The 16,045-nt window shown below is 64.5% G+C and carries 15 protein-coding genes; 8 read left to right on the top strand and 7 right to left on the bottom strand.

Translation table 11 applies throughout. The features are described 5' to 3' along the window. Positions 1-3: 3 nt before the first annotated feature. The 8 genes from HV681_RS10820 to HV681_RS10785 all read left to right on the top strand — a co-directional run bounded on the left by HV681_RS10820 (position 4) and on the right by HV681_RS10785 (position 8,976). A complete protein-coding gene (locus HV681_RS10820; RefSeq protein ID WP_175123087.1) occupies positions 4-996 on the top strand; it encodes a hypothetical protein in 993 nt (330 codons plus the stop codon). Positions 997-1,061: 65 nt separating this feature from the next. Further along, positions 1,062-2,957 carry a vWA domain-containing protein gene (locus HV681_RS10815; protein WP_254594160.1) on the top strand — a complete coding sequence of 632 codons (1,896 nt, stop codon included), beginning with the start codon at positions 1,062-1,064 and terminating at the stop codon, positions 2,955-2,957. An 8-nt stretch (positions 2,958-2,965) separates the two neighbouring features. Next, on the top strand, positions 2,966-3,670 hold the full coding sequence (locus HV681_RS10810) for an ABC transporter ATP-binding protein (RefSeq protein WP_254594161.1): 705 nt from the start codon (positions 2,966-2,968) through the stop codon (positions 3,668-3,670). A 68-nt stretch (positions 3,671-3,738) separates the two neighbouring features. After that, positions 3,739-4,881 carry an ABC transporter permease gene (locus tag HV681_RS10805; RefSeq protein WP_254594162.1) on the top strand — a complete coding sequence of 381 codons (1,143 nt, stop codon included), beginning with the start codon at positions 3,739-3,741 and terminating at the stop codon, positions 4,879-4,881. Further along, a complete protein-coding gene (locus HV681_RS10800) occupies positions 4,871-6,484 on the top strand; it encodes a formylglycine-generating enzyme family protein (RefSeq protein ID WP_217467844.1) in 1,614 nt (537 codons plus the stop codon). The genes HV681_RS10805 and HV681_RS10800 overlap by 11 nt, the downstream gene beginning before the upstream one ends. Before the next feature lie 16 nt (positions 6,485-6,500). Beyond that, the gene (locus HV681_RS10795) at positions 6,501-7,238 is read left to right on the top strand and encodes a hypothetical protein (RefSeq protein WP_175123085.1); all 738 of its coding nucleotides are present in this window, start codon (positions 6,501-6,503) and stop codon (positions 7,236-7,238) included. Further along, on the top strand, positions 7,235-7,738 hold the full coding sequence (locus HV681_RS10790; RefSeq protein WP_175123084.1) for a hypothetical protein: 504 nt from the start codon (positions 7,235-7,237) through the stop codon (positions 7,736-7,738). The genes HV681_RS10795 and HV681_RS10790 overlap by 4 nt, the downstream gene beginning before the upstream one ends. Before the next feature lie 32 nt (positions 7,739-7,770). After that, positions 7,771-8,976 (top strand): vWA domain-containing protein, encoded by a 1,206-nt coding sequence (locus HV681_RS10785; protein ID WP_175123083.1) that lies wholly within the window; start codon positions 7,771-7,773, stop codon positions 8,974-8,976. A gap of 23 nt (positions 8,977-8,999) precedes the next feature. On the opposite strand, the gene HV681_RS10780 is transcribed toward HV681_RS10785, so the two are convergent. From HV681_RS10780 to HV681_RS10750, 7 genes are all read right to left on the bottom strand, one after another. After that, a complete protein-coding gene (locus tag HV681_RS10780) occupies positions 9,000-9,632 on the bottom strand; it encodes a helix-turn-helix domain-containing protein (protein WP_063954138.1) in 633 nt (210 codons plus the stop codon). 86 nt (positions 9,633-9,718) lie between these two features. Further along, positions 9,719-10,645 carry an N-carbamoyl-D-amino-acid hydrolase gene (locus HV681_RS10775; protein WP_175123082.1) on the bottom strand — a complete coding sequence of 309 codons (927 nt, stop codon included), beginning with the start codon at positions 10,643-10,645 and terminating at the stop codon, positions 9,719-9,721. Beyond that, entirely contained in the window at positions 10,642-12,138 is a 1,497-nt protein-coding gene (locus HV681_RS10770; RefSeq protein ID WP_175123081.1) for an N-acyl-D-amino-acid deacylase family protein, read from the bottom strand. Before HV681_RS10770 ends, HV681_RS10775 begins: the two co-directional genes overlap by 4 nt. A gap of 37 nt (positions 12,139-12,175) precedes the next feature. Then, the gene (locus HV681_RS10765) at positions 12,176-13,174 is read right to left on the bottom strand and encodes an ABC transporter ATP-binding protein (protein WP_175123080.1); all 999 of its coding nucleotides are present in this window, start codon (positions 13,172-13,174) and stop codon (positions 12,176-12,178) included. A gap of 17 nt (positions 13,175-13,191) precedes the next feature. Beyond that, complete coding sequence (locus HV681_RS10760) at positions 13,192-14,199, bottom strand: ABC transporter ATP-binding protein (protein WP_175123079.1); 1,008 nt, start codon at positions 14,197-14,199, stop codon at positions 13,192-13,194. An 8-nt stretch (positions 14,200-14,207) separates the two neighbouring features. Next, complete coding sequence (locus HV681_RS10755) at positions 14,208-15,083, bottom strand: ABC transporter permease (protein WP_175123078.1); 876 nt, start codon at positions 15,081-15,083, stop codon at positions 14,208-14,210. Positions 15,084-15,096: 13 nt separating this feature from the next. Beyond that, positions 15,097-16,032, bottom strand: coding sequence for an ABC transporter permease (locus HV681_RS10750; RefSeq protein ID WP_175123077.1), 936 nt, complete (start codon positions 16,030-16,032; stop codon positions 15,097-15,099). Positions 16,033-16,045: the final 13 nt, after the last annotated feature.

The following is a 16,045-nucleotide window of genomic DNA, read 5'->3' as shown; positions in this document are numbered from 1 at the left end:
TAAATGGCTGTTTTTATTTCTTTGAATCCGCTGCCGAGCCGGCGCGCGGGTTACGCCGAACTGCAGATCGAAGGATGGAGCGGCGACGCCGTCGAAGTCGAGCTGAGCGTCCGGCGCAACTCATCGCCGGCGCACCTGGATGCACAAGGGACGTGGGGCGGCGAACAACAGTGGCTGCGCTTTGGCCATGGTCAGGCGCGAGACGGCCGGCTGGTGATCGAGATCGGCCCTGCGATCGTGGACGCGATGCTTGAGGCCAAGCGCAATTCCCAGTTCCAGATCGAAACGCGCAAACCTGACGGTAGCGTGGCGCGCTATCCGGTACGTCCCATTCCGAATGATGTCACGCCGTCGACCGCGGCGGGCGAAGCGCCCGCGCAGGCCGAAGTTGTCAATGTCGCGGCCGCCCCGCAGCCAACGCCGTCCGAGCCGGTCGTCCTGCCGCCCACAGTCGAGCCAGCCGAGCCGATGGGCCAGCCTGAACCTGCGCCGCCCGAAGCGCGTAAATCCAAGCCGGTGGTTGCCATCGTCGCTGCCGTGCTGGCGCTTCTGGTGGCGGCCGGTCTGGCCGTCTGGTTCTTCCTCAAGAAGGGCGACATGCCCGCGCCAGCGCCGAAGGCGGACGTTCCGGCGGCCGCGCCGGCCGCTTCTGCAGCCGCTTGCTCGAAAGACAGCTTGGGTACTGCATCCGAAATGGTCTTCGTGCAGGACTGCGTGCGGGACGTCAAGGATCCCGTCGCGATGTTGTCGATCATTCAGGCCGCGCGGGACGCTGGCAAGTGCTCGATCGCCCAGCGGCTCTATGCGAATCGCGCGCAGGCCGGTGACGCTCAGATAGCCCTGGCTTATGCAGGGGAGTATGACCCCGCGAGCTACAAGGAAAACGCCTGCTTCAAGGCGGATGCCGCGACCGCTGCGTACTGGTACCAAGCGGTGCTGGAAAAGGATAAGGACAACGCGCAAGCGCAAGCGCGCCTCAAGGAGCTGCCGAAATGAGGAAGATCTTTCTGGCGATCGGCCTGATCGGCATGTCCTTCGCGGTACACGCCGCACCGCCGCTGTTGCAGGAAGGCAAGAAGACGCTTTACCAGCGCGTGCTGACCACGCCAGGTTGCCAGCTGCACGAGACCCCCGACGGAAAACCCGGTGCGGTCCAAGCCACCTTCAGCCGTTTCTACGTTTATGCGGATCAGGAAGTTGGAGGCAAACGCTGGGCGCAAGTGGGACCAGATTCATTTGGCAAGACGCTGGGCTGGCTTGACCGAGCCTGCACGGTGGACTGGAAGATGCAGATGTCGCTGGCCTTCACCAACCCCGCTGGCCGGGATCGAACCTTGTTCTTCAAGGACCGCTCGGCACTCGATTCGGTGCTCAACGCAATCGACCCTGTCGAGAAGATCGCTCCCGCGCGACAGCAACTCAAAACGTCGGGCAAGGCTCCGGGCGTGGTGGCGCAGGAGCCTGAGCTGTTCGTCGATATGACCAAGAACTTCTATCTGCTGCCCATTCTTGGCGGCGAAGAGGTGATGACGGAACAGAACATGCGCGTGCGCGTGCTGAACGTGGCGTCCGTCAGTGCGGCGGACCCCGGGGCCGCGGCCAATGGGAGCCCGGACCAATCGACCGAGCAGGAACGCACGAAGCAGATCAAGGAATTCAGTTCGGCGGTGGTCTTTGTCATCGATTCCACTATTTCCATGGATCCGTACATTGAGCGAACGCGCGAGGCGATTCGCAAGGTCTATGCAAAGGTCGAGGCCGAGAAACTGGGCGACAAGGTCAAGTTCGGCCTGGTGGCCTTCCGCTCCAGCACCAAGGCCGTGCCGGGTCTGGAGTACGTGAGCAAGATCTACGCGGATCCGAACAATATCAAGGACGGCGCGGATTTCATGGCCAAGGTGGCCGAATTGAGGCAGGCCAAGGTCTCCAGCAGCCTGTTTGATGAAGATTCGTACGCAGGTGTCATGGACGCCATCAACAGCATCGATTGGCGTCCGTATGGCGCGCGATATGTCGTCCTGATCACCGACGCCGGCGCGATCGATGGCGGCGACAAGTTGTCCTCCACGGGCATGAGCGCTAGCCAAGTCCGCCTGGAGGCGGCCAAGCCTGGCGTTGCCATCTACACGCTGCACCTGAAGACGCCTTCGGGTTCCAAGAACCACGCAGCTGCCGAGGCGCAGTATCGCAACCTGTCGACGTACGGCAACAGCAACTTGTCCCTGTACTACCCGGTGAATGCGGGAGATGTGAACGAATTCGGCAAGAAGGTGGATGCCTTGTCGGAGGCGATTACGCAGCAGGTGAAGTCGGCCTATCAAGGCGAGGATGCTGTCGGCAGCGCCGCCAACGCTACGGACCCGGGCAAGAAGCCGGCCAACGCTGACGAAAAGATGCTGCAGGATGCGGATCTTATTGGCAATGCGATGAAGCTGGCTTATCTCGGTGAACGCATCGGCGCCAAGGCCCCTCCGGTGTTCGAGGCATGGATCAGCGATCGCGATCTGATCAAGCAGACCGTACCGACGACCGACGTGCGCGTGTTGTTGACGAAAGGGCAATTGAGCGACCTGAACGACATCATGAAGACGATCGTGGACGCGGCGAATCAGGGCTTGATTTCGCCGACCGACATGTTCAACCAATTGCGCAATGTCGCTGCCACGATGGGCGCGGATCCCAATCAATTGCAGAAGTCCGACAAGAAGCTGGCGGAAATGGGATTCATGGCGGAGTACCTGGAGGGACTGCCCTACCAGAGCGAGGTCCTGAATCTTGACGAGGCGACCTGGAAGAGCTGGGACGGCTTGGCCCAAGAAAAGTTCATCCGCAATTTGTCCATCAAGCTTCGGCACTACCAGGTCTACAACGCCGATGTCGATCGCTGGGTATCGCTTGCGCCAGACAGTGATCCACGTGATTTCGTCTACCCGGTGCCTCTGGAAATGATGCCCTGAGCGGTCGGATGATGCTGGCTATTGACGATTTGCGGTTGCAGCGAGGGCGGGGCGATTCCACCTACGAGGTTCGGCTTCCGCGGTTACGCCTCGCGCGCGGCGAGGTGATGGCGGTCGTGGGAGGCAGCGGATGCGGAAAGAGCACGCTGCTGGAAGGTATCGGCCTGCTCTTGTCACCCGTGCAGATTCAAACTTACACCCTTGGCGACCAGCGTGACGTGGCCGCGTTGATGATGCGCGATGACGAGTCTGCGCTGGCGGCCGTGCGTGCGTCCAGGATCGGCTTCGTGCTGCAGACCGGCGGGCTGTTGCCTTACCTGACGGTGCTGGAAAACATCCTTCTGCCGCGCCAGCTTCTTGGTCTGCCCGCGCACAGTTCGCGCGTCCGTCATGCAATCGAATTGCTCGCCCTTGACGGCTTGCTTGATAAGCGGCCATCCCAATTGTCCATTGGCGAGCGGCAGCGCGTTGCGGTGGTGCGGGCACTTTCGCACGACCCGGATGTGCTGTTGGCCGATGAGCCCACGTCTGCGCTGGATCCGGATAACGCGCGCAAGCTCTTTCAGCTTTTCCTCGATCTGGCGCGCGACGAAAGCATGGCTACGCTGGTCGTCTCGCACGATTGGGACCTGGTCCGTCAGTTTGGGCTGCCTTGCTTGACGGCGGAGTTGGAGCCAGGCTTGAGCGTGTTCGGTCTGCGCGAGGCATTTTGATGCGCACCTGGCAGATATCTCGGCTGGCAATCAGAGACCTTTGGCATGACCGATTGGTGTCGCTCTGCATGATCGCTACGCTCGTGGCGGTGATCGCGCCACTGTTGCTCCTATTCGGGCTGAAGCATGGGGTTGTGAGCGCCATGCAGGACGAGTTGATGCGTGACCCGCGCAATCTGGAAATCCGTATGCTCACCAGCGGCAGCTATGACCAGGCGTGGATTGACGAACTAGCTGGCCAGTCCGGTGTCGGCTTCACGGTGGGTATGACGCGTTCCCTGAATACACAGGCGGACTTCATCCGTAGCGCCTCGAACTTCCTGGAGAATGTGGAAGTCCTGCCCACTGCCCCTGGCGATCCGCTGATGAGCGGCGTGGACGTTCTCGCCTTGCCGCATTTCGGCGTGATCTTCAGCGCACAAGCCGCGCAGCGCTTGAAAGCCGTTTCAGGAGATGTACTGCGCATGCAGATCGCGCGTCGCCTGAACGGCATGGATCAGCGCGCCGTGGTCGAACTCACCGTCCTCGCCGTGCTGCCGGGTCCAGCCTACGAGCGTGCCGCCGCATTTGTGCAACCCGCCCTGTTGCGAGACATGGAGTGGTACCGCGACGGCTACGCCGTCGCCGCCTTGGGCGCTGCGGACGGCAATGACGTGGAAGCCGCGAAGGTGCGTTTCGCGCGTGCTCGCATGTATGCGAAGGACCTGGACGCCGTGGAAGGCCTGGAGAAGCGCTTGAACGACCGCCGCATCGAAACCAGCAGCCGCCTGGCCGACATACGCAACGTCAAGGCCATCAACCATCTTCTGACGACCGTGTTCGGTGTGATTTCCATCACCGCGGTTGCAGGTTGCGTGGCAGCCTTGGTGGGGGCGTTCCTGGCCAGTGTCCGGCGCAAGCGGCGCGACATCTCGACGCTGCGCCTGCTGGGACTGGGTAGCCGGGACGTCGCCGTCCTGCTTGCGATGCAAGCAATCGCTTTGACCGTCGTGGCGATGGGCGCAGGTCTCGCCATTTACTTCACGGGAAGCGCGGTGTTCAACGACATGTTGGGCGGCGTCCGGGAGGCTGGCCAATTCGCCTGCCAGATCACGCCGCTGCATGGCGGCATGGCGTTCATGCTTGCCCTAGGCGTAGCGCTGCTGGCGTCGATGATCGGCGCGGCCAGCGCCAAACGAATTCAACCCGCGGAGAGTTTGCGTGAAATTTGAACTGCTGGGCCGTTGCGCCGCACTTGTCCTGCTGGCGTGGCCCTCAAGCCAAGCGGCGCTTGCCGCGGATGCGCCGGCGTCACCCTCGAAGTGGGATGCGCGTTTCTATAACCCCAAGCCGGAAGCTGGCGACATTGAATTGCCGCTGCCGTGCAATGGCGCCATCGTCTTCCGAAAAATCGTCGTCCCGGTGGGGGGGCCGCTGGCCGACCTGCCCATTCAGGTGGGCCAGGAAGGGGGAGCCTACTCTTTTGTCGAAAAGAGCAGGCCGGCGTACATCGCAGGCGGCTTCACCGAAATCTCGGCAGACAAGAAGTCGCGATCCAGCTATTACCTGATGGCCAAGTATGAGCTGACCACCAGCCAGTATCTCGCTCTGGCGACGCTGGCCAACGGCGATTCGACCAAGTGTCCGGATCCACAGGCTGGCGATGGCCGGTTCCCCATTACAGGGGCGAACTGGTTCGACGCGATGCGGACTGCCCATCTTTACAACATTTGGCTGCGGCAGCATGCCAAGGGGTTGCTACCTCAGGAAGACAAGATCTCCGGCTTCGTGCGCCTGCCCACCGAGGTCGAATGGGAGTTTGCCGCCCGGGGCGGCATCAACGTCAATGCCGCGGAGTTCGCTGAACCGCGTTATCCCATGCGCGACGGGAAGATCACGGAGTATGAATGGTTCGGCGGCACGCAGTCGTCGAACAGCAAGATCAACCGGATTGGCGTGCTTCTTCCGAACCCGCTGGGACTGCACGACATGCTGGGCAACGTGTCAGAGATGACGCTTGATGCATTCCGGCTCAACAAGTTCGATCGCCAGAACGGCTCGGCCGGCAGTTTCGTCATTCGCGGTTCAGACTTCATGCAGCCGGAGTCGGAGCTTCGTGCCGCGCTGCGGCGCGAGGGGAATCTCTACGACGAGGACGGCGAGATCAAGGACAAGACGGTGGGCCTGCGATGGGTGATCGCATCGCGCGAGATGACCAGCGCGAACCACGTCAAGGCGCTTGAAGAAAGCTACAGCAAGCTGGGAGACGGCCATGTTTCTTCGGACGCGACCAAAAAGGGCGCTTCGGCAGTCAAGGAATTGAACGCGTTGGCAGGCACTGTCACGGATAAGAAACTGAAGGATCAACTGGCTGGCTTGGAAGGCAAGCTGCGCGCAAGCAACCAGCAACAGGAAGAGGCGCGTGACCAGGCAATTCGCGCGAGTCTTAACCTCGGCGCGTTTCTGTGCACCAAGCTCAAGGATGACGGCGAGCACCGCAATCTGCTGCGCAGTGTCTACAAGTCCAATTGCGAGGACGGCAATTCCGACGCCACTTGCGAACGCCGCAAGAAACTGCTTACCAGCCACGAGAGCCGGGTCGAGGGCGTCACACAGTACTACGCCAGCAGCCTTGTCGACGCGGCCACCCTGTACGGCGCCAACAACCTGACCAAGCAGGTGCCGGTCCTGGACAAGATGTTCGAGCAGAACAAGCAGCTTAACGGGTTGCGGCCCTACTTGACGACATATTGGTCGCAACAGAAGGCATACCTGAGCAATAAGAAGATCGACCGCTCGGCGTGGCTGGATTCGTGCATGGCAGTCAACAAATAACAATCAAGGAGTTCTCATGGCTTTATCCGCAAGGAAGTGGAATCGCATTCCGGTCGTTCTCATGATGGTCTGTTCTTTGGCGATTAGTGGGTGCGCCAGCACGGGCAGCTCCTTCCTCAACAATGGCGTGAAGCCCGACCCGCGTCTGACGCAGGGCAGTGATGCCAAGTTTTTCAGCCAGTCTGGTCTGCAGGCCTGCATGATGGGCGCAGCTGCGGGATTGGCGGTAGGGTTGCTGGCCGGAGGCAAGAACAAGGCAACGGCTGCCGTCGTCGGCGCCGTTGCGGCCTGCGGCGTGGGAATGGGCGCAAATTACTATCTGGACGTCCGCCGCAGTCAGTACAAGAACACCTCGGATCAGCTCAAGGCGATGGGCGACGACATCAAGACCGATACGCAAAAAGTCCAGGACCGCAGCAACTCCATCGTGGCAGTGATGGCCGACGACAAGAAGAAGCTTGTCCAGTTGCAAGCCGAGATTGCGACCAAGTCCGCAGACCAGACCGCCGCTCGAAAAGATCTTGCGCAGATCGACGCCAACATCGGCCTCATCAAGAGCGACATCGATCGGATGAAGGGCGTCGCAGATCAATACCGGCAGGCTGGCGAGCAAACTGGCGGCAGCGCGAAGGACACCAAGGAAATGCAAAAGGAATTGGCCGTGCTCGAGAACAAGATTGCGAAGCTCAACAAAGAGGCGGATAGCTACTTTGCCTTGCGCGGCGCCATCGATCTCGGGGAGCAAAAGGCATGAAGCGCTTGATGACGCGAGTTGCGCAGCTTGCTCCGATCGTGGCGCTGTTCGTTCTGGCCGGTTGCGCAACGACGGCAGCCGATTGTGATCCATCGAACACGAACGCCGGTTTCATCACCAAAATGAACTGCGACGTGGGCGGAGGCTATGGCAAACACGTGGCACAGCGCGAAGACGACATACGGGCGGCTCAAGCCGAAAATGCGCAAGCCAGGCAGGTGCTAGCCGATCTGGAGGCGCAGCGGGCGTCAATTGGCAAGTCCTTGGCGGAAAAGACCAAGGCGCGTAACGCGCTGTCAGCATCGGTCCAGAAGTTGCTGGATCAGGCGCGGGCCAAGTCCAAGAACAGCGAGGAGCTCAAGCGGCAACTGGCACAGTCGGAACGGGCACTGAAGACGCCCATCAACGTCAATGTTTCGGATGCCGCCCTGGAAGCGCAGATCAAGGCCAAGCAGGCCGAAGTGCTCAGGCTGCAAAAGAGCATGGGCCTCGTTCCTTGACGCCTCCGTAAGCCCAAACTTCGAGACTATCCATGCAACGCTTCTTGCGGCACCCGCGAGGGAACATGTCGGAGGCGTCGCTGTCCGGCACCTACGGCGAGCTGATCGAGTTGATCCGCAAGCATTTCGCGCCGGGCGTGGCGGCGACGTACGCCGTGCCCCGGATTGGCGCGGACGGGGTGCTCGAGTGGTGGACTTCCCAGCAGGGGGCGGTGACGCAGTATGCCGCCCTGTCTGAGGACGCCCAGCAGGCGCTGCTTCGCGCCTATGATGCGCATGTCGCCACCCTTGGTGGCCTGGCAGAGGCCATGCGAGCGCGCGGGATGGAGCACCAGGCGCAGCAGATAGAGGCGCTGCGGGTTCCGCCCGATCTGGACAAGCTGTATGGCGTGGACGGGCGCCTGCTGATTCGCCTGCAGGATGCGGCGCCCACGCTTCCGGCTGCGGGCGGCGCGCCGGCGCCGTCCTTCGCTCTCTGGCGCTGGCTTGCGGTGGGAGGGGCGCTGTTGCTCGCGCTGCTCCTGGCTGGCGCATGGTGGTGGTACCGGCAGCCGGCATCGCCGAGCGGCCCAGCTTTGCCTGCACTCAGCCCTGAGCCCAAAGCAGAGCCGGATCGCACGCCGGAATGGCCCACGGAACTGGTGTTCGTGCTGGAAACGGCAGCGCGTATGAAGGCAGCGCCGGAAAAGATCGGCGGGCCTGAACGCCGGGTCATTGGCCACGATGAGATTCGACGGATCGTCGACCGATTGCCGGACGTCACCGATACGCGTCTCGTCACGTTCCCAGCAATGCAGTGTGGAATGCCACACAGTCAGGGCGCTTTCCCATCGGCGAACCGAGCGGAACTCCTGCAGGCTCTGAAATCCACGCAGAACGAGGGCAAGGCGGCGTTGACCGACGGATTGAAGATCGCGGCAGCGACCGTCGATGGCGTCAAGCGCGATGCCCTGATATTCCTGTTCCTGGCCGGCGCGGACGAATGCGGCCAGGATATCTGTGCAACGGCTGTGCAGCTCTCCCGGGACAAGCCGCGGCTGCGGATCAACATCGTGGACTTGAGCGGTACGCACGCGGTGGCGGCCTGCCTCTCCGATCAGTCACGCGTGGGCTCGTACGCCTGGACGAGGTCCAAGCCAGATGGAAAAGGAGTGGATCTGTCACGAGAGGCGTCCAGGATGCTCTCGCCCGCAACGGATTCAGCTGGGTCATCCCAAGGCGCCGCTTCAGCCAAGTAAGCAGTTGGCGCGGCGCCACATCATTACGCCCCCTTCAACCGCTCCGGCACATCCTCCATATCGCTGCACACGGCCAGCACCTCGGCCGGCTTTCTGCTCAGCGACAGATAAACGTGGCCGATGCTGCTGTCGAAGTACGCCGATTCCAGCCGGTTCAGCACGACGCTGTCGCCGTTTTCGAACTGGATGCGGACCTTGCCCGACAGGACCACGACGAACTCCTGGCCCGGGTGGCGGATATAGTCTTCAAACTCCACGACCTTGCGCGAATCGATCATGGCGACCATCGGCAGCATCTTCTTGCCGGGGTATTCGCCCATCAGCAGGCGGTAGTGATAGTTCTCGGTGATGTAGTCGCGGGCGTCGCTGAGCCGGTTCTTGACGAAGGTGGGGGCGACCGCGGCCTGCGCGGCGTCGCGCAGCATGAACATGCGGGTCATGTCGATGTCGAGCGCGCGGGCCAGCGCGGCGAATTTTTCGTAACTGAGGGCGATCTGGCCGAGTTCGGCCTTCGATAGCGTCGACACCGCGATGCCGCTGGCCTTGGATAGTGCCTGCAAGGTCATCTTCCTGGCCTTGCGCTCGGCGCGCAGGCGGGCGCCCATTTCTTCCTTGCCCACGATTTCGGGCGGGGATGTGTTGCCGGTTGGGGCCATGTAGCGGTCTGGCTTATAGGGTTGAGGGCAGGGGCAGGGCCCGCAAGCCCCGCCGCGTGTAGCCGGATTGTACGGGGTGGGCCGGGTCAGGCGGGAGGCTGGGCGCCGGTGCGTTCGACGATCATCCGGTAGTGCTCGGGCCGGCGGTGGGCGGCGAAGTTGAAGATGTTGGCGCGGTAGTGATCCGACACCGACAGGTCGCAGACGAAGTTGATGACTTCGTCCTCCTCGGAGAACGTGCGCACCATGATTTCGCCGGTGGGCGCGACGATGCAGGATCCGCCGATCATGGGGTTGCCTTCCTCGACGCCGGCCTTGGCGGCGGCGGCCACCCAGCAGGCGTTCTGGTAGGCGCCGGCCTGCAGCGACAGCAGGTGGTGGTGCATGCGCAGGTGGATCGGCTCGTTCCATTGCACGTAGCCGGAGGGCGTGTTGTACCCGGCCATGACGACCTCCACGCCTTGCAGTCCCATGACGCGGAACGTCTCGGGCCAGCGCCGGTCGTTGCAGATGCACATGCCGATGGCGGCGTCCGGGGTCTGCCAGACGGGAAACCCCAGGTCGCCGACCGCGAAATACTTCTTCTCCAGGTGCTGCAGGGGCGCTCCGTCGACGGCCTGCGCGTCGCCGGGGATATGGATCTTGCGGTACTTGCCCACGATCTGCCCGTCGCGCCCGACCAGGATGCTGGTGTTGTACTGCACGCCGTCCGCCAGCTCGGCGTAGCCCAGATAGAAGCCGACGCCCTTGTCGCGCGCCGCGTCGAACAGGGGGCGGGTCAGGGGGCCCGGCATTTCGGTTTCGAAGAACGCCTGCACCTCGGCGGGATCGTCGATGGACCAGCGCGGAAAGAACGTGGTCAGCGCCAGCTCCGGAAACGTCACCCACGCCGCGCCGCGGCTGTGGGCGTCTTCCAGCAGGTCGATCAGCCGGCGAACGACCTGGACCCGGGTGTCGCTGCGCTGGACGGGGCCCAGCTGCGCGACGGCAAGGTGGAGCTTGCGGGCGGTCATGCGGCGCTCCCGGCGTTGCCCGGAGCGGCGATCCCAACGGCGCTCCGCGCCAGGACGCGGCCGGCGTGCTGCCCGGTGAAGGCCTGGTCCTCCCACACGGGCGCGCCATTCACGTAGACCGAGTGAATGCCGGCCGCGCGTTCGGTGGGGCGTTCGAAGGTGGCGGCGTCGGCCACCGTGGCCGGATCGAAGACCACGAGGTCGGCAAAGTAGCCTGGCTGCACCTGCCCGCGTTCGGCCAGGCCGAACTTGGCGGCGGTCAGGCCGGTCATTTTCCAGACCGCGGTTTCCAGCGGGAAGAGGCCCAGGTCGCGGGAGTAATGGCCCAGCACGCGCGGGAAGGTGCCCCACAGGCGCGGGTGCGGACGCTCATCGTGGGGAAGGCCATCCGAGCCGATCATGGTGGGGCCGAACTTCAAAATGCGCTGCACGTCGGGCTCGTCCATCATGAAGTAGATGGCGCCGGCCGGTTGCAGCTCGGGCACCACGTCGAATTTGGACTTGCCGCGCTCGGCGGCGACCTCGTCCAGGTCGCGCCCGCTGAGTTCGGGAAGAGGCTTGCACCAGGTGATGATGGTGCGGCCTGCCAGCAGGACGCGGTCCTGCTTGAGCATGGTGGAGCCGGCTACATAGGGATAGGCGTCCAGCGAGACGTCCTGCTTGGCCATCGCGGCCTCGATCAGCGGCAGCGTCTCGGCGGAGCGGCCGAAGTTGGGCTGGCCCATGACCTTGTGATGCGAGATTACAACCGGCACGTCCAGTTCGCGGCCGATGCGGAAGGTTTCTTCCAGTGCCTCCACGATGTGTTCGCCCTCGTCGCGCATGTGGGTGGCGTAGATGCCGCCGTGCGTGTTGAGCGGGCGGCAGACTTCGATGATTTCCTCGGTGGTGGCCTGGGCGGCTGGCGGGTAGAACGTGCCGGTGGAGATGCCGATGGCGCCGCTGGCCAGCGCGTCGTCGGCCAGCGTCTGCATGGCCTGCACTTCATCCGGCGTGGCGGCGCGCTGCAGGTCGGGCATGACGGCCGCGCGCAGCGTGGAGTGGCCGACCATGCAGGCGGCGTTGACGGCGGCGGGCGTGGCGCGCAGCGCGTTCAGGTAATCGGAGAAACGTTCGAAGCGATACGAGCCGCCTTCGTCCAGCAGGTCCAGCGGCGCGGGCGGGCTGGCATGGGCGTGGGCCAGCGGCGCCAGGCTGATGCCGCAGTTGCCCGTGACGACGGTGGTGACGCCCTGCGAGATCTTGGGCGTCATGTCGCGGCGCTTGAGCAGGTAGTTGTCGTCGTGGGTGTGCGAGTCGATGAAGCCGGGCGCCACCACTTTGCCCGTCACGTCGATGCGGCGTTGCGCGGCGCTGCCGGACAGGTCGCCCACGGCGGCAATGCGGTCGCCGCGCACGCCCACGTCGGCGCGCTGGCCGGGGGCGTTGGTGCCGTCGATGACGGTGCCGCCGGTGAGGATGTAGTCAAACGGGGTGGCGTCGGGCTGGGACATGCGGTTCTCCGGCTGGATGGATCAGGCAATGCGGGGATCAGGCAAAGTGGCAGGCGACCTGCTGTTCGGCGGCGACCTGGCGGGGCTGGGGCGTTTCTTCGGCGCAGCGCGGCTGCGCCATCGGACAGCGCGTGCGGAACGCGCAGCCGGATGGAGGCGACAGCGGGCTGGGGATTTCCCCCTTCAGGACCTCGACCGGATTGCGTTCTCCCTGGCGCGCGGACGGCACGGCGGCCAGCAGCGCGCGGGTGTACGGATGCGCCGGGCGGTCAAAGATCGCGTCGCGCGTGCCGATCTCGACGATCTTGCCCAGGTACATCACGGCCACGCGGTGGCTGATGTGGCGCACGACGCTCAGATCGTGCGAGATGAACACGTAGGTCAGGCCCAGGTCGCGCTGCAGGTCCATCAGCAGGTTGATGACCTGCGCCTGCACCGACACGTCCAGCGCTGACACCGGCTCGTCGCACACGATGAGGCCAGGGTCCAGCGCGAGGGCGCGCGCGATCACGATGCGCTGGCGCTGGCCGCCCGAGAACTCGTGCGGATACTTGTCGGCCGCGTCGGGCCGCAGGCTGACGCGCGCCAGCAGCTGCGCCACGCGCTCGCGAATGGCCTCGCGGCCGTGTCCGAAGTTGCGCAGCGGCTCGCCGATGATGTCGCGCACCCGCATGCGCGGGTTCATCGACGAGAACGGATCCTGGAAAATGAACTGCATGCGGCGGCGCATGGCGCGCAGCTGACTGCTGTTCATCTTGGCGAGGTCTTCGCCTTCCAGCAGGATGCGGCCTTCGGTCGGATCGGTCAGGCGGATCAGGCACTTGCCCGTCGTGGACTTGCCGCAGCCGGACTCGCCGACCAGGCTGAGCGTCTGGCCGCGCGGCACCGATAGCGAGATGCCGTCGACGGCGCGCAGCACCTTGGCGCCGCGCCCGCTGTCCACAGGAAAGTGCTTCTTCAAGCCGATGACTTCCAGCATGGGCACCGCGGTGGCCGCGGGCGCGGAAGACGCGAGGGGAATGTCGTGCAGATTCATGGCGGATCTCATGCGTCTCAGGCAGTCAGGGCGGCGGGCGCGGGGGCGTCCTGGCGGGCCCAGCACCAGACGCGGTGGCGCGCGCCGGCGTCGGTGGCGGACGGCGCTTCCTCGGTGCAGCGTGGCAGGGCCTCGGGGCAACGCGCGGCAAAGGCGCAGCCGCGCGACACGGGCGTCCTGACGGGGACGATGCCGGGCAGCTCGGCAAGCCGGGCAGTGTGGTCCTGGCCGTCGACGAAGTCGGGCAGCGAACGGATCAGCGCCTGGGTGTACGGATGCTGCGGGCGGTCCAGCACGTCGTCCACGCTGCCTTCCTCGACCTTGCGGCCGGCATACATGACGATGACGCGCTGGCACATCTGCGCGACCACGCCCAGGTCGTGCGTGATCAGCACGATGGCCGTGCCAAGCCGCGCCTGGATGTCTCGCAACAGGTGCAGGATCTGCGCCTGGATGGTGACGTCCAGCGCCGTGGTGGGTTCGTCAGCGATCAGCACCTTGGGCTGACAGGCCAGCGCCATGGCGATCATGGCGCGCTGGCGCATGCCGCCCGAGAGCTGGTAGGGATACTCGCGCACGCGGCGCGCCGGGTCGGAGATCTGCACCAGGTCCAGCAGCGCCTCGGCCTGCGTCAGCGCCTCGCGCCGCGACAGGCCCTGGTGCAGCATGAGCGATTCGCTGATCTGCTTGCCCACCGTGATCACGGGGTTCAAGGAGGTCATGGGCTCCTGGAAGATCATCGAGATCTTGTTGCCGCGAATGGCGCGCATCGATTTCTCGGGCAGGGCCAGGAGATCGCTGCCGTCGAATTCGATGCTGCCGGTGGCGACGCGGCCGGGGGCGCGCAGCAGCCGCATGATGGACAGCGACGTGACGCTCTTGCCGCAGCCCGATTCGCCCACCAGGCCCAGGGTTTCGCCGGGCAGGAGGTCGAACGAGAGCTTGTCGACGGCCAGCACGGTCGTGTCGTCGCCGTCGAAACAGGTGGTGAGGTCTTGCACGCGCAGGACGGGATGGGGCTGCATGTGCGCTCCTACAGCTTCTTGGCCAGGCGGGGATCGAGCATGTCGCGCAGCCCGTCGCCGACCAGATTGACGGCCAGGACGGCCGCGCCCAGAAAGAGGCCCGGATACAGGATGATGTGGAACGCCACGGCCACGAAGTTGCGGCCTTCGGCCATGATGTTGCCCCAGCTCGGGATGTGCGGCGGAATGCCCACGCCAAGGAAGCTCAGCACGGCTTCGGTCAGGATGGCGGAGGCCGCGATGAACGTGGCCTGCACCATCAGCGGCGCAAACAGGTTGGGCAGGATGTGGCGCATCAGGATCGACGGCACCCGCGTGCCGACCGAGACGGCGGCCTCGATGTAGGGCTGCTCGCGGATGGTCAGGACCAGCGCGCGCACCAGCCGCACGACGCGCGGCACTTCGGGAATGACGATGGCGATGATGACGGTGCCCAGCCCGCCCTTCAGCGTGGCCATCAGCGCAATCGCCAGCAGCACGCCGGGGATGGCCATCAGGCCGTCCATGATGCGCATGATGACGGCGTCGATGCGGCGGAAGTAGCCTGCCATCATGCCCAGCACCACGCCAGCGGCGGTGGAGACGACAGCGACCACGATGCCGACCAGCAGCGAGATGCGGGCGCCCCAGACAGTGCGCGAATAGACGTCGCGGCCCAGCGCGTCGGTGCCGAACAGGTGTTCGGCCGAGGGCGGCTTCATGCGCGCCAGCGGATTGATCTCCTGCGGGTCCACGGTGGCCAGCCACGGCGCGGCCAGCGCGATGGCCGCGAGGATGATGAGGATCGCGCCGCCGGCGTACAGCATGGGATGGCGGCGTATAGACCGGAACGCGCGCCGCAGGCGCGGCCGCGCGGCGGGAAGGGGCAGGGTGGTCGTGTTCATGCGTGGCCTCTTCTCAATAGCGGATGCGGGGATCGAAGAGCCGGTAGCTCAGGTCGACCAGCAGGTTGATCAGCACGTAGATGCCCGAGGCCACCAGCAGCACGCCCTGGATGACCGGATAGTCGTGGCGCAGCACGGCGTCGATGGTCAGGCGGCCCAGGCCGGGGATCGCAAACACGGTCTCGGTCACGACGACGCCGCCGATCAGCAGCGCCACGCCCACACCGATGGTCGTGACGATCGGATTGGCGGCGTTCTTGAGCGCGTGCCAGACGATGGGACCGGATGACAGGCCCTTGGCGCGCGCGGTGCGGATGTAGTCTTCGGACAGGGCCTCCAGCATGGTGGCGCGTGTCATGCGCGTCAGCAGCGCCATGTACACCAGGCCCAGCGACAGACAGGGCAGCACCAGGTGGCGCAGGTAAGGCACAAGGCCATCGGCCAGCGGTTTGTAGCCCTGCACCGGCAGCCAGCCGAGCTTGATGGAAAATCCGTACACCAGGCTGTAGCCGATCAGGAACACCGGCACCGAGAACGCACAGACCGCGCCCACCATGACCAGCCTGTCCAGCCACTTGCCGGCGTTCCACGCGGCCAGCACGCCCAGCGGAATCGCGGCCAGCACGGCAAACAGCATCGTGAAGAGCGCGATCGAGATCGTGGGGCCCATGCGCTGGGCGATGAGCTGCGACACGGGCATCTGCGTGGACATCGAGGTGCCCAGGTCGCCGACGGCGATATGGCTGATCCAGATGACGAACTGCTGCAGGAGCGGCTTGTCCAGCCCCAGGTTCTGCCGGATTTTTTCGACGTCGTCGGCGGTGGCGTTGTCGCCTGCGATGACCGCCGCGGGATCGCCCGGCGACAGGTGTATCAGCAGGAACACCACGACGGCCACGACGGCCATGACGGGTATGACGGCCGCGATGCGGCGCAGGATGAATTTCACGCTGGATTCCCCC

The organism is Achromobacter animicus, from assembly GCF_902859585.1.
GTDB classification, from domain to species: domain Bacteria; phylum Pseudomonadota; class Gammaproteobacteria; order Burkholderiales; family Burkholderiaceae_B; genus Achromobacter; species Achromobacter animicus.
Note: the sequence above shows the minus strand (reverse complement) of the source record. Positions and strands in the feature narration are given on the sequence as shown.